13 protein-coding genes are annotated in these 13,879 nt (G+C 65.2%); 5 read left to right on the forward strand and 8 right to left on the reverse strand.

Features of this window, described 5'->3' with window-relative positions; genetic code table 11:
• Together LN996_RS21625 and LN996_RS21630 are read right to left on the reverse strand one after the other, a co-directional pair.
• A partial coding sequence (locus LN996_RS21625) for an HNH endonuclease signature motif containing protein (RefSeq protein WP_231343044.1) occupies nt 1–1,878 on the reverse strand: 1,878 nt, incomplete at its 3' end.
• A gap of 106 nt (nt 1,879–1,984) precedes the next feature.
• Entirely contained in the window at nt 1,985–2,863 is an 879-nt protein-coding gene (locus tag LN996_RS21630) for a helix-turn-helix transcriptional regulator (protein ID WP_231343045.1), read from the reverse strand.
• A gap of 154 nt (nt 2,864–3,017) precedes the next feature.
• Here LN996_RS21630 and LN996_RS21635 point away from each other — a divergent pair, with 154 nt between their 5' ends.
• Nucleotides 3,018–4,400 (forward strand): MFS transporter, encoded by a 1,383-nt coding sequence (locus tag LN996_RS21635; RefSeq protein ID WP_374202242.1) that lies wholly within the window; start codon nt 3,018–3,020, stop codon nt 4,398–4,400.
• Between the two features lie 84 nt (nt 4,401–4,484).
• Here the strand turns inward: LN996_RS21635 and LN996_RS21640 are convergent, their stop codons facing one another.
• Both LN996_RS21640 and LN996_RS21645 read right to left on the reverse strand, forming a co-directional pair.
• Nucleotides 4,485–5,351 (reverse strand): class II glutamine amidotransferase, encoded by an 867-nt coding sequence (locus LN996_RS21640; protein WP_231343051.1) that lies wholly within the window; start codon nt 5,349–5,351, stop codon nt 4,485–4,487.
• 20 nt (nt 5,352–5,371) lie between these two features.
• Nucleotides 5,372–6,772, reverse strand: a complete 1,401-nt coding sequence (locus LN996_RS21645; protein ID WP_231343053.1) for a glutamate decarboxylase — start codon at nt 6,770–6,772, stop codon at nt 5,372–5,374.
• 132 nt (nt 6,773–6,904) lie between these two features.
• Between LN996_RS21645 and LN996_RS21650 the strand changes: the two genes are divergently transcribed.
• On the forward strand, nt 6,905–7,105 hold the full coding sequence (locus LN996_RS21650; protein WP_231343054.1) for a hypothetical protein: 201 nt from the start codon (nt 6,905–6,907) through the stop codon (nt 7,103–7,105).
• Here LN996_RS21650 and LN996_RS21655 read toward each other — a convergent pair.
• Nucleotides 7,074–8,933 (reverse strand): glycoside hydrolase family 15 protein, encoded by a 1,860-nt coding sequence (locus tag LN996_RS21655; RefSeq protein ID WP_231343056.1) that lies wholly within the window; start codon nt 8,931–8,933, stop codon nt 7,074–7,076. The two genes, LN996_RS21650 and LN996_RS21655, sit on opposite strands and share 32 nt — an antisense overlap.
• A 10-nt stretch (nt 8,934–8,943) precedes the next feature.
• Nucleotides 8,944–9,609, reverse strand: coding sequence for a TetR/AcrR family transcriptional regulator (locus LN996_RS21660; protein WP_231343060.1), 666 nt, complete (start codon nt 9,607–9,609; stop codon nt 8,944–8,946).
• A gap of 117 nt (nt 9,610–9,726) precedes the next feature.
• On the opposite strand from LN996_RS21660, the gene LN996_RS21665 reads away from it, so the two are divergent.
• Entirely contained in the window at nt 9,727–10,779 is a 1,053-nt protein-coding gene (locus LN996_RS21665) for an NAD(P)-dependent alcohol dehydrogenase (protein ID WP_231343061.1), read from the forward strand.
• Here the strand turns inward: LN996_RS21665 and LN996_RS21670 are convergent.
• Together LN996_RS21670 and LN996_RS21675 are read right to left on the reverse strand one after the other, a co-directional pair.
• Nucleotides 10,769–11,707 (reverse strand): DMT family transporter, encoded by a 939-nt coding sequence (locus LN996_RS21670; RefSeq protein ID WP_231343065.1) that lies wholly within the window; start codon nt 11,705–11,707, stop codon nt 10,769–10,771. The two genes, LN996_RS21665 and LN996_RS21670, sit on opposite strands and share 11 nt — an antisense overlap.
• A gap of 50 nt (nt 11,708–11,757) precedes the next feature.
• Nucleotides 11,758–12,381 (reverse strand): helix-turn-helix domain-containing protein, encoded by a 624-nt coding sequence (locus tag LN996_RS21675; RefSeq protein WP_231343062.1) that lies wholly within the window; start codon nt 12,379–12,381, stop codon nt 11,758–11,760.
• 113 nt (nt 12,382–12,494) lie between these two features.
• Between LN996_RS21675 and LN996_RS21680 the strand changes: the two genes are divergently transcribed.
• Both LN996_RS21680 and LN996_RS21685 read left to right on the forward strand, forming a co-directional pair.
• On the forward strand, nt 12,495–13,391 hold the full coding sequence (locus LN996_RS21680; protein WP_231343063.1) for an SDR family oxidoreductase: 897 nt from the start codon (nt 12,495–12,497) through the stop codon (nt 13,389–13,391).
• Nucleotides 13,392–13,502: 111 nt separating this feature from the next.
• The gene (locus LN996_RS21685; RefSeq protein ID WP_231343064.1) at nt 13,503–13,733 is read left to right on the forward strand and encodes a DUF6458 family protein; all 231 of its coding nucleotides are present in this window, start codon (nt 13,503–13,505) and stop codon (nt 13,731–13,733) included.
• The last annotated feature ends 146 nt before the right edge of the window (nt 13,734–13,879 follow it).

The following is a 13,879-nucleotide window of genomic DNA, read 5'->3' on the forward strand; positions in this document are numbered from 1 at the left end:
TTGTTGGGGGTCGATGTGGGGTGGGGGGATGAACCAGGGGACCCCGGTTGTCATGTCGATCCGCCATTGTTCTTTGTGGATGAGGTGGTGGTGGTGGCTGCAGAGCAGGGTGCCGTTGTTGGTTCCGGTGGTGCCGCCGTGGGTCCAGTAGGTGGTGTGGTGGGCTTCGCACCAGGGTGCGGGCATGGTGCAGTCGGGGAAGGCGCAGCCTTGGTCGCGGGCGGTGATGGCTTTGCGGATGTGGGGTGGGAAGATCCGGGTGGTGCGGCCGATGTCCAGGACGCGGGAGTCGGTGCCGAGCAGGACGGGGATGATGTCGGCGTCGCAGGCTATCTTGCGGATGGTGGTGGGGTGCATCGGGCCGGTGAACGTGGCGGTGCCTGACCCTATGCCTGCGGCGGTGCCGGTGCTTGTGCCGGTTTGTGTCCTGGTGCCGGGCTGGTGGTGGCCGGTGCCGGTGAGTTGTTCGAGGAGGTCGCGGTGGTCGATGGTGACGGTGAGTTGGGGGCGGAGTCCGCCGTTGGAGGGTAGTTTCCCGGTGGTCATGGCGAGGGCGCAGGCGCCGGTGAGGCCGTCGAGGAGTTTCTGTGCCCGGGAGCGACGGTCCAGGTCCGGGCTGGTGCCGGTGCCTGGTCTATTGGTGCTGGTGCTGTTGCTGTTGGTGAGTCGTGGGTTGGTGGCGGCGTTCATGGTGGTGGTGAGGGTTTCGATTTGTTCGTCGGTGGCGAAGATTTCGAGGTGGTGGAGTCCGTGGCGGCGTCGGCGGCGGAGGAACGCGCCTTGGAGTTGGTGGAGGATTTCTTCGGAGGGTTCGGGGCCGTCGTGGTCGATCCTGTCGGCCCAGCGTTTGGTCATTGTGGTGACGAAGTCCGGGTCGGATTCGGTGGCGGTGGTGGTCAGGGCGTGTTCCATCCGGGTGATGGTGTCTTCGTCGGTGAGGTTCCGGACTTTGTCCAGGGCGGTGCTGATGATGGTCGCGGACCGGGACGGCACCAAAGCCGATCCGAGGGCCTCGGCGAGCATTCCGCGGCGGGCCGGGATTTCCTGCCCGGTCATGCTCTTTTGGGGGAGGACCTCGGCGGCGAGGGCAAGCCTGCGACGGGCCTCGCCGATGCCGATCCGCAACCGGGCCCGCAGGAACTCGGCTGCGTTCCGGTACCCGTCATCCAAAACACTGGCCTTGGACCGGGACCTATTCATGGACAGTGCGTTGGTGGAACGTGCTTCACCAGCTGGGACTGTTGCGTCCGGAACTGTTGCCTCCGGAACCGTTGCGCCCGTGCCACTCGTTGGCTCTTCGGGTGTTTCAGTCCAGCCGGTCCGCCATTCCGGTGCTGCTGCCGAGGACCCCGGCCGGGAGTTTTGTGCCTCAAGCCGGGTCCGTTCCACCGCGTGGGCTGCGACGATCTGTAAGTACTCCACTGATCGGGAAATCTCCTCGACCTTGCCGGCAAAGTCAGCAGCCTCAACAAAGCCGAACACGGAAGCCTCATCCGAGGCCGATTCACGAAGCGACCTCAAGGCTTCATCCGCCTGCGCAAGCGACACGCCCGCCATTCCAGGAGAAGGCAGGCCCGCTTCAATCAAGCCAGCCACGCGCTTGCTGTCCGCCGTCGGAATGACACGCAGGCCCGGAGCAACGTCAGCGGAGTGCACGCCTCCACCGGGTCCTACGTCCGAGGCCCCGGTTTCCGTGCCCAGTCCGCCAAGCAGCCCAGCGTCTTCGGAGCTCAACGCGACGGTGCCAACCGCCGTCGTGCCTTCGAAAGCCGCGACCCGGGCGGGGCCGCCGACAGACCGCAGGGACGGTTGACTCAGCAGGTCATTGGCGCGCGGCGAACTTGCCCGCCGTGCCACGATCTGCCCGATAATTCCCATGGCTAAACCCTGTCATGACAGTCGGCCATCTTTCGCTCCCAATAGCGCTATGTGGAAACCGGCGCTATGTGGAAAAGTGATTGCGCGCCGCTCGCGCTGGCGGCGATCAGGTCCGCTGCACGCGGTGAACAGCTGACACTCCTTCAGTGGTGTCGTGGAGGAGCTGCAGCGCCTCGGCCCCAGGGGATCCTGGCTCTGCGGCGTACATGAGGACACGGTGCCCCGACTCGTCGGGCGGTGTCAGCACCTCGAAATTCAGTTCCAGGTAGCCCACCTCCGGGTGCTGCATGTACTTCAGTCCGGACATGCAGTTCTCCACAGGGTGCTTGGCCCAGAGCGTAGCGAATTCCCCGCTTCCCAAAGAAAGTTCCCCAATGAGGGAAGCAAGCTCCTGGTCATCGGAGGACTTTCCTGCGACAAGTCGCAATGACGCTACGGCACGGCGGGCCTCCTCCGGCCAGCGCACATAAAGCTCCCTGGTGTGCTGGTCGAGGAACAACATCCGGGTCATGTTCGGACGTGTTGAAGGCGCAGCAGGTGCGGTGTAGTCGAGGTGGCCGGCAAGGAGTCGATGTCCCAACGTATTCCACCCCAGCACTTCGCTGCGGCGTCCCAGGACGATGGCCGGCGTGCCGGACATGGACTGGATCAAACGCAGCGTTCCCGCCCTGATCTTGTCGGGTTTGGCAGGTGCCCGTCGCCGGGTTTTGACAGGACGCGCCAAGTTGAAGAGATGGGCGCGTTCTGCAGCATCCAGGTTCAAGGCACGCGCGATTGCACCGATCACTGCTTCAGAGGCATTTGTGCTGAGCCCTTGCTCCAACCGCGTGTAGTACGTGGTGCTGACACCGGCCAACATGGCCAGTTCCTCGCGCCGCAAACCGGGAACGCGCCGGAAGCCGTAATTAAGGACGCCGACGTCCTGGGGCTGCAAAGCTGCCCGGCGGACGCGAAGGAACTCCCCAAGTTCACTGTTTGTACCCATGCCCCCATTGTTCAGGCACCGGCCGGGATTGTCCTGTCACTGCCAGTGGTACCCACAGCGGGGTGTGGTTGCCGCACGGAAACGCGTCCACGCTGAACCCATGCCATCAACCAATGAAGTCCGCAATCCCTCAGCCGAAACAACGCCGAAGGGCATGACCAGCAAGCAACGGCTGGCGCTCGTGGTTCTCCTGACAGCGGGTTTCACCCTCGCCGTCGATTTCTCCATCCTGAACGTTGCCCTGCCCACCATCGGCGCCGACGTGGGGTTCTCCTTGGAAAACCTCCAGTGGGTCGCCACGGCATTCGCCCTGTGCGCCGCCGGCCTCACACTGCTGTTCGGGCGCGTGGCCGATGTGGCCGGGCGGCGGAAAATGTTCCTGATCGGCATGGCACTCCTCGGCGCCGCGTCCCTGGCGGGTGGCTTGGCCACCGAACCGGCATTACTGCTGCTGGCAAGAGTGGGCCAAGGCGTTGCCACGGCCATGGTGGTGCCCGCGGCCCTTTCGCTGCTGTTGGTTTCATTCCCCGAAGGCCCATTGCGCGACAAGGCACTCGGGTTGAATGGCGCCCTCATGGCTGCGGGATTCACCAGCGGCGCCATCCTGGGCGGACTGCTGACGGACCTGCTCAGCTGGCGTTGGGCCTTCTTCATCAACGTCCCGGTGGCTGCCGCCGTGCTCCTCATCGCGCCCGTTGTACTCGCTGAAAGCAAGCCAACCATCAAGCTTCGGCTTGACGTCCCCGGCGCCATCACGGTGACCTCGGGCCTGCTGGCCTTGGTCTTCGGGCTCACCCATGCCGCCGAACACTCGTGGACCGATCCCCTCACGCTCGGTGCGCTTGCGGCCGCCGTCGTGCTCTTTGCCATCTTTGCCGGCATCGAAAACAGGGCACAGCACCCACTGGTACCGCTTAGCATCCTTCGGCGCTCAAACATCGCGTGGGGCAACACTGCCGGGGCCCTGGCGTTCGCCACCGAGACGTCGCTGGTGTTCCTGTTGACCCTGTATCTGCAGCAGGTCCTGGGCTACACCCCGCTGGGTGCTGGTCTTTCCTTCGCAGTCCTGGGCCTGGGCACGGTCCTCGGCGGCGTGCTGGGGCCAAAGGTGATCGCCAGGCTCGGCAGCAAGAAGGCAATTGTCCATGGCTTCGTTGTGCAGGCCATCGCTACGGGCGCGTTGATCATGCTCAGCGCCGACCCTGCCTCCATCGGGCTGCTGCTGGTGGCGACATTCATTGGGGGTGTCGCGAACCTCGTGGTCATCGTTGGCTTCATGGTTACTGCCACGTCCGGGCTGCCGAACGCCGACCAGGGGATGGCAACCGGGATGGCCACCATGAGCCAGCAGATCGGGATTACCCTGGGCATCCCGGTGATGAGTGCGGTTTTCACAGCCCAGTTGCTGGCCTCTCCAGCGAGTGACACGTCCGGTGTGCTGAACGGAATCACGGTAGCCATCGCAGTCAACGCCGCCCTCTGCCTCGCCGCAGCCCTGGCTGTGGCGGGGTTCCTCAAGCGGCCGGCTTCCGCCTGACGCCACGCAAGGCGGCACAGGCCCGCCGGGGGCCGGTCGCGGGGGGGCGTTGACCTCGTCTGGTTCCGGCATCTGAAGCCGCGGTCAAGGCTGCTGCGACGCCGCCGCGGTCGGTTCAAGGTCGGCCAGGCTGAGCAACTGTGCAGGCGCATCCGGGAAGGGCACCGTGGAGGTCACTGCCAGATCCGCTCCCACGTGGACCAGTTCGCCGGAATCCATGGCCCGCCAGCCCGGATTGTGGTCCATTGGCTCGGTAGCGAAAAGGACGTGCGGGGATCGCGACAGCTCGGTGCTGCGCGAATGGATCCGCTTGCTTCGGGCCTCGAGTGGTGCTGCCGGATCCGGTGCGGCAGGGTTCCGTTCAAGCACATACAACGCATGTGTGGCCGGGTATCTCAGCGCCCACATGTCCGTTGCCGTGGTCAGGATGAAGTTGAGGCTGAACACCGGCAGTGCCTCGGCGATCCAGCCGATGGCGTGGGTGATGCCCGCGCCGACGTCCCCACCGGCGCGGCGGGTTTCAGCCGTGATGAGCGCGAACAGGCGCTCGCTGTCAGACTGACCCAGCACCAGGTCCATCACCCCGAGTTCGGTGAGGCGCTGATCGAGTTGCTCGAGCCCGTGGAGAACACCGTTGTGCGCAAACAGTCGCCCATCCTGCTCGAACGGATGCGTGTTGACCATGGTGAGCGCACCGGTGCTGGCGTACCGCACATGGGCAAGGAAGGTGGTGCTCTTCAGGTCACGCGCTTCGCGGGCGAAGGCGTGATCCTCCCACGCGGCTAGAGGCTGCTTGGCCACATGCGCCTTGCCTGCCGCATCAAAGGTTCCTATGCCGGCACCGTCAGGCTCCCGCCGGCTCTGAACGGACAGGCTGTCCGGGGCGTCCAGGAGCCAGAACGTGGCGCGGACCGGCCATGGACCGGCGTGGAGTCCGAAGAGTCGGCACATGGAGGTCTCCCTTCCAAGAGTCAGTGGTGGAAGCCCTCGGCCTGCTTGTCCGTGGGCATCGGTGCAGTGAGGCTGTCGAGGTAGTCCACTTCCTTCGTGAGGTCGGCCAGGAAACTGGACGCGAGATCGCGCGTGAAACCGTTGCGGACCACGATCCTCTGGACCGTTACTTCACTCAAACCATCAGGCAAGGGATAGGCCGGAACAAGCCACCCATTCATGCGCAGGCGCTCGGATAGATGGTGGAGGTTCCAGTGCTCCGTGTGGCCGTCGGTGAGCTGCCACGCGAACACAGGGATGTCGGAACCATCGCTCCAGAGGGTGAACGCATCCATGGCTCCGATCTCGCTGGACAGGTACAGCGCGACATCGCGGGACGTCGCTTGGACGGACCTGTAGCCGGCAAACCCGAGACGGAGGAAGAGGTAATACTGCAGCAGGACCTGGGCGCCGGGCCGTGAGAAGTTCAGCGCAAAAGTTGGCATGTCCCCGCCGAGGTAGCTGACGTGGAAGATCAGGTCCTCGGGGAGTGCCGCTGCGTCCCGCCACACCACCCATCCGAGGCCGGGATACACCAGTCCGTATTTGTGGCCGGAGGTGTTGATCGAGGCTACGCGCGGGAGCCGGAAATCCCATACGGTTTCGGGTTGCAGGAACGGGGCCACCATCGCTCCGGAAGCGCCGTCCACGTGGATCGGGACATCCAGGCCGCGGCGTGCCTGGATGTCGTCCAACGCATTGGAGATCAGCTCCACCGGTTCGTACAAGCCGGTGTAGGTCACGCCCAGGATGGCCACAACGCCGATGGTGTTCGCATCCACGTACTGGTCCAGGTCGTGGCCGTCCAGCGTGGGATGTTCGGTGGAGACCGGGACGAAACGAGGCTCCACGTCCCAGTAGTTGCAGAACTTCTCCCAACACACCTGGACCGCCGAGCTAAGGACGAGGTTGGGCTTCTCCGTGGACTCACCTGCGGCCCGCCGGGCATGTTGCCAGCGTCGCTTCAAGGCCAAGCCGCCCAGCATGCAGGCTTCGGAGGACCCGATGGTGGAGGTGCCGATGCTCTTCTCGGGGTCGGGGGCGTTCCACAAATCCGCCAGCATCCGCCAGCACCGGGTTTCGATGAGCGCCGTTTGGGGGTACTCGTCTTTGTCGATCATGTTCTTGTCGAACGTCTCGGCGTAGAGCTTCGCTGCTTCCGCTTCCATCCACGTCCCGACAAACGTCGCCAGGTTCAGCCGGGAGTTCCCGTCCAGCATGGCTTCGTCGTGGACTACCTGGTACGCGGTGCCCGGCAGGGATTCGCCGTCCGGCAGGGTGAAGCGGGGAAAGATAGTGGATTCACCGGGCCTGCTGAACAGGGGGTTGAGTTCGACGGCGGTGTCCGGTTGGTGGTGTGACGCTCGGTGGGATCTGCTCATGGGCCAGCTCCTTGGAATCGTTCGCCCGCAGCGGGGCAACCTGTCTGTGGCTCACGCTACCGGTCGGGGGCCAGCCACCCAAGCAAGCAATTGCTGCTATCGCAAAAGCAGTGGCGATGGGACGATTTACTTATGGGCGAACAAGAGAATGTGCAGCCCGCCGCGCCGTCAGGCGGAGCGTTGGAGGACAGGGGAGACCCCACAACCCAGCAGATGCGGACCATCGGCCAGCGGCGGCGTGAGGCCGAGCGCAAGCTGGACCTTCATCTGGAGGAAGCGAGCCATAAGGGCGAACCGCCCGTTAGCGAAGGCGAGGATCATTCCGAAGGGTAGAGCCGCTGGATTGCCCCGGGTGTTTGGGGTGGCCGAGCGGAGTGTCGCTCTTATGGGCCTCTCCGTGGTGCAACTGCAGGGCGCTGTGGATGAGGGGGAAGTGGCTGAACGCCTGGGGAGTGTTGCCGAGTTGGCGCTGGGTTCGGGGGTCCCACTCCTCGCTTAGCAAACCAACGTCGTTGCGGAGGGTGAGCAGCCGCTCAAAGAGCCTGGTGGCCTCGCCTGAGCGGCCAATGCCCAGCAGTGCATCCACCAACCAGAACGAACAGGCCAGGAACACTCCTTCGTCGCCGGGCAGGCCGTCGTGTCCGGACTGGGTTCTGTATCGGAGGACCAGGCCGTCGTCGGTCAGTCCTTCCTGGATTGCTGCTACCGTTCCGGCGACCCTTGGATGGCGGTGCGGGAGGAATCCGACGCGCGGGATGAGGAGCAGGCTCGCATCCAGGTCCTTGCTGCCGTAGGACTGGACGAAGGTGTTGAGTTCCTCGTCAAATCCCTTGGTCATAACGTCCGCGTGGATTTCGCTGCGGAGGGCCGCCCACCTGTCGGCCGGGCCGGGCAGCCCGGAGGTCCTCACGCCCTTGACCATCCGATCCGCAGCCACCCATGCCATGACCTTGGAGTGGGTGAAGTGCTGCCTCGGTCCGCGCATTTCCCAGAGTCCGTTGTCCGGCTGGTCCCAGGCTCCTTCGAGATACTCCATCAGGGCGACCTGGATGTCCCAGGAGTTGTCCACGGTGCCGTCCTGGAAAGCCGCGCGCGTCAGGGAGAGGCCATCCAGGACTTCACCCCACACATCCAGTTGAAGCTGGGGAGCCGCAGCGTTTCCGGTGCGCACCGGCATGGACCCTTCGTAACCGGAGAGCCACGGTATGTCCGCTTCCGGGAGTCTCCTCGCGCCGTCGAGTCCGTACACGATCTGAAGTTCCGATGGGTCACCGGCGATAGCGCGCAGCAACCAGTCCCGCCACGCGGATGCCTCCTCGGTGTAGCCGGCCGCCAACAGGGATTGCAGGGTCAGGGTGGCATCGCGGAGCCAGCAGTATCGGTAATCCCAGTTGCGGGGTCCGCCGATTTGCTCGGGCAGGGACGTCGTCGCGGCGGCCACGATGCCCCCGGTTGGCGCATAGGTCAACGCTTTGAGGGTGATCAGGGACCGCTCCACGGGCTCCTTGTACTTCCCTGCCATCTCGCTGCGGCCGATCCATTCCAGCCAGAACGACTCTGTTGCTTCGAGCGCTCGAAAGGGATCGATCCGCCGTGGTTCCCGTTCGTGGCTGGGTGCCCAGCGCAGCACGAACGGAACCCTGTCGCCTGCGCGGACGGTGAAGTCGCTGTACGTTCGCTTGTCCCGGCCTTCAAGCGGGGCGTGGGTGGTGAGATAGGCCGAGTCCGGCCCCGCCACTGCGCTGATGCCGTGCTTGCTGTGCCGGACCCACGGCACCACGCTGCCGTAGTCGAAGCGCAGGACCAGCTCCATGTGCATGTCCACCTGGCCGGATATGCCCTCCACGATCCGCACCAGGTCCACGGCGTCGTCGCGGACCGGCATGAAGTCGATGACCCGGACAGCGCCGCCGTCCACTTCCCACTCCGTTTCCAGGACGAGGGTGTCCTCGCGGTAGTGGCGGCGGGTGCAGTTGCCGCCGTCGGGCGTGCCGGCGGGAGCCAGGAGCCAGCGGCCGGCGTCGGGAGTGTGCAGCAAGGACGCGAAGCAGGCGGGAGAGTCGAACCGTGGCAGGCACATCCAGTCAATGGATCCGCTCCGCCCCACCAAGGCGGCGGTGTTCAAGTCCCCGATGATCGCGTAGTCCTCAATCCTGGCCATGGATCAGATCCTAGTCCGCGTCTCCTGCCAGACGGCTGAGGCCGTCAAGGATGAGGTCCAGGCCGAACCCGAATTCGTCGCCAAAGTCGTAGCCGGGTTTGAGGACATGTTCGACGGCGATCTCCACCATGTGCGGATACTCACCTGTGGCGAAGCGTTCCATGATGGGCTTGGTGATCTCGGCGGCGGTGTCGCGGCCTTCGAAAGGAAGGGCAGCTTCCTGGAGGACGAATCCGTAGATGTAGCTGTCCAGGAGTGCATAGGCGTGGGCGGTCAGCTGCACGGAGAATCCTGCACTCCGCAGCGTCGCAAGCGTTGCTTCGTGGTGGCGGAGGGTTGCCGGGCCGGGCGCTGTCCGGCTTTCCAGCAGCCCGACGGCCCAGGGATGGCGCCTGAGCGTAGATCTCATGCGGTGGGCCCGCAGCTGCATCTGCTCGCGCCAGTTTCCATCGGGCGCCGGCAGTTCGATTTCACTGAAGACCATGTCCACGATGCCATCCAGGATCTCGTCCTTGTTGGCCACGTAGTAGTAGAGCGACATGGGTTTGGTTCCCATGCTCTGGGCGAGCGTGCGGATTGTCAGTCCCGCTATGCCCGACTCGTCGGCGAGGGCAACGGCGCACTCAAGCACTCGCTCCCGGCTGAGGGAGAGTCGCTGGGATGCTGCGGGGGACACGGGACTCCTTGGTTCAGGGCTGGCCTCTAGCGGTTTAGTACAGTGTACGGTAATCTCATTGGTACAGCGTACGAAGAACCGCAAGCCCCAGCCCCACAAGTACTGAAAGGTCCGGCCATGACCACTGGTCAGCAAGCCAAGGAATCCCGTCACCACAAGAATCAGGCGTTGCCGGGTCCAACCATGCGGGCCATTGTGCAGGAGGGTTACGGTCCCGCCGATGTCCTCCATGAAGCACGGGTCCCACGGCCCGCCATCGCAGAGAATGAGGTGCTGGTGAAGGTCCATGCCGCCGGGCTCGATCGCGGTACCTGGCACCTCACCACGGGCCTGCCGTATGCGTTGCGCCCGGTCTACGGTTTCAAGACCCCGAAGAACCCTGTTCCCGGGCTGGACCTCGCCGGCACCGTGGAGGCCGTTGGCGCGAAAGTAACCCGGTTCTCCGTGGGCGACCACGTCTTCGGGTCGGGGAAAGGGACCTTCGCCGAGTACTCCGCTGCCCGTGAAAGCCAGTTGGCCCACAAGCCGGACAACATCAGCTACGAGCAGGCGGCAGTGGTGCCGGTGTCCGCCTGCACCGCCCTGATCGCCTTGCGCGCGGGCGGCATCGACCCCGGCCGCGGCCCGTCATCGCAGGGGGTCAAAGTCCTGGTCACCGGAGCCTCGGGCGGAGTAGGCAGCTACGCGGTGCAGCTCGCCAAGGCAGCCGGTGCTGAAGTCACCGGAGTGGCCAGCACAGCGAAGGTGGACATGGTGAGTGCCCTCGGCGCCGATCATGTCATCGACTACTCCCAGCAGGGTTTCGCTGACGGATCCGTGCAGTACGACGTCATCCTCGACATCGCGGGAAACCCCTCCGTTTCGCGTCTACGCCGGTCACTCACATCGGCGGGGATGGCCGTGATCACCGGGGGTGAGGAAGGCGGCACGTGGACGGGAAGCATGGACAGGCAGCTCCGCGCAGTGGCGCTCTCCCCCTTCATCCGCCAGCGGCTCACCATGATCGTGGGCACGCAGAAGGCTGCAGATCTTGAGCTCCTAGCCGGGCTCCTGGACGCCGGAACCATCACGCCGGCCATCCACCGCAGCTATCCGCTGGCGCAGGTCCCGGAGGCCATGCGCTACTTCGATGCGGGCAACGTGCGTGGCAAGGTGGCCATCACCATCTGAGGTCCGCGCTGCCCGACACAGGGAACGCACCACCGCGGCCGGTCGCCGTCGGGGGTTTACCCACCGTGCTGGGGCGGGCGGCTGATACTGCCGCCGGCGCGGGCGCCACGGTGGTTGGCTCGGCCAAGGGCGGCGTGTTCCGGTTGCCGCCGCGCTGGGAGGCGGCACCGGCGAAGACAACCAGCGCGATGCCGATGAACTGGATGAGGGACGGTTGTTGGTGCAGCACCAACAACCCCAGAAGGACTCCGAATGCGGGCTCCAGCGACATCAGTGTGCCGAACGCAGTGGAGGTCATGCGGCGCAACGCCTTCAGCTCCAACACGAACGGCAGTACCGGCATCAGGATGGCTACGCCCAGCGCGCCCGCGAGGATGCCCCAGTTGAGGTGGCCCACTGCCTGCGGAATTCCGACGACGGCGGCCGTCACGGCGGCAATGGGGACCGTCAGCGAGAGAGCCCCGATTCCTGTGAAGCGATCGCCGATCAATTGCGTCAGCAGGATATATGCGCCCCATCCGGCCGCGGCAATGGCTGCGAACATGACGCCCAGCAGGTCGACGTGGCCGTGCCAGGGCTCGGTGAGCAGGACGACTCCCAGCAGCGCAAGAAGTGGCCACGCCAGGGCCCGGCGGTTGTGGCTGCGGACCGCCGCGACCGTCAGGGGGCCAAGGAATTCGATGGCGACCGTGGTGCCCAAAGGGATTCGCTCCACGGCGGCCAGGAACATGATGGTCATCAGTCCGGTAGCGATGCCAAGTCCCAGGAGCGGCAGGACGTCGTGCCGGCGAACGGAGCGCAGCGGTGGCCGGGCGATGGCCAGGAAGATGATGGCTCCCAGGCTGAGCCGCAGCCACGCCGTTCCGGCCGGGCCGACCTCGGCGATGAGCCCCACGGACAAGGCGGAGCTCAGCTGCACCGAGAGCATCGCTGCCACGGCGAGTCCCCAGGGCGGAATGGGGCCGCCTTTGGGGGCGCTCACGAGCTGGTGCCCTGGCCGGGGTTATCGGCCTCTTGCCGGTGCCCCGAACCCACGCCCGGCTCAAACACTGCGAGGATGAATCTGGCTGGCCCGGTGCCTTGGTTGGCGTAGGAGTGGGCAACGTCGCCGGGGAAAGTCATGGAGTCGCCCACTTCGAGGGTCACCATTTGTTCCCCTGCATCGACGGTCACGGTGCCGGCCTGAACCTGCAGGAGTTCCTTGGTGCCCGGGGCATGTGCCTCGCTGCCATGGCTGTCGCCGGGGCCCAGGGTCCAGTCCCACAGTTCCACCACGTCCGGCGACTCGGTTCCGGCCACCAGTATTCCCCGGCCGCCCTGCCCGCTGGTCCACAGTGCGGCGCCTTCGCCGCTCCGGGTGATTTTGACCGGCTTCGGGAGCGGCGGCTCCACCAGCGCCGGTAGCCCGACGCCCAGGGCGTCGCTGATCCGAAGCAGCGTGCCGATGCTGGGGTTCGCCGCGCCTTGCTCCACATTGACGATCATGCGGCGGCTCACGCCGGCGGCCGCAGCCAGCTGGTCAAGGGTCCAGCCGCGGGTTTGGCGTTCCTGCTTGACCCTGGCGCCGATGGCCAGGGAAAGGGTAGTGGTGCTTTCATCCATAAGTGCATAATACTGCACCAAGAGTGCACTGGTTGTCTTGGCGATTTGGGGTCTAGCCGGGATCCCGGCCCCGTGCTACCACTGAGCTAGGAACAAAACCCTAAGGAGAAATTGTGGCCGAAGACCTGCCTGTCCTTGTTATTGGTGCCACGGGATTCCTGGGTGGCCAAGTGGTGGACGAGCTTCTCAAGGGCGGTAAGAAAGTCCGCGCACTGGTGAGGCCAAAGTCCAATGCCGCCAAGCTTGAGGCCAAAGGCGTTGAGATTGCGCGCGGAGACATGTTGGACGCCGCCTCCTTGATTGCCGCGATGACGGGAGTTTCAGCGGTGGTGTCGACCGCGGCCGGCTATACCCGGAACGACAAGAACGCCAAGGCGATCGATACCTACGGGAACAGCAACCTGGCGGTCGCTGCCAAACAGGCCGGCGTGCCCCGATTCGTGCTGATCAGCATTGTCACCAGCGACCAAACTCCGCAGATCCCGCATTTCTGGAACAAGAAGCTCGCCGAGGATAAATTCGAGGAGCTTGGTGTTCCGTTCGTGGCCCTCCGGCCGGGCGCCTTCTTTGACCAGGCGGTCGGGATGGGCGGAGACCCGTTCGCGAAGGGGCGCTTCGTGTGGCTGGGTTCGAAGGACGCGCGGCTGACGTTCGTCCTGGCCAGCGACGTAGCGCGGTACCTCGCGGAGGCTGTTGACGCGGACATCGTCGAGGGGGAGCGCATCGACATTGGCTGGAGCCGGCCTGTGAGCATCCAGGAAGCTGCGGAGGTGGCGGGGCGCCGGGCAGGCAAGCCGATCAAGGTCATGACCGTGCCGGCGGGTGCCATCGCCGGGCTTGGCAAGGTCACGTCGAAGATCCTTCCGCTGGTGGGCGATATGGCAAGCATGGTGGCGTGGTTCGAGACCGGAAAATACATTGCGGACACCACCCGGCAGGAGCAGGTGTTCGGGCCTGCGCCAACCCCGGAAGATGCCATCGCCAGGCTGGCCGCCCGCTACGGACACTGATTGGTGCGGTGGCGCAATGTCTGGTGGAGGCCATAGATCATAAGTATGCTGACGGTACAGATTCGGCCGGAGTTCCCTGACCATGCGCCGAACGGACACGAGGAGCACGCTATGAGAATCGGTTCTTCCATTGCCCTGATTGCTGTCGGAGCCATTTTGGCCTTCGCGCTCGCCCCCGGACTCATCCCCTTCCTGGACCAGGTCCTGGTGGGCTACATCCTGATGGTGGTCGGCGTCGTTGGACTCATCATTTCCATCGCGATGTCCAGCAGGACCCGCAGGACCGTAGTCGAGCGGCGCACGGCCCCTGAAACGGTGGTCGAACGGCGCCCCGAGGTCTAGCAGCCGCTGTTCTCCAGCAGCCGCAGTTAACGCAAGAAGCGGGCCGCGCCCGGGGGGGGCCCGGGGGGGGGGGGGAGGGTAAAAAGCGGGGGGGGGGGCGGGGGGGGCCGGGGGACCCGGGGCCCCCCGGCGGGGGGGGGGGCAAA

The sequence above is a fragment of the Arthrobacter sp. AK01 genome, assembly GCF_021109375.1.
Lineage (GTDB): Bacteria > Actinomycetota > Actinomycetes > Actinomycetales > Micrococcaceae > Arthrobacter.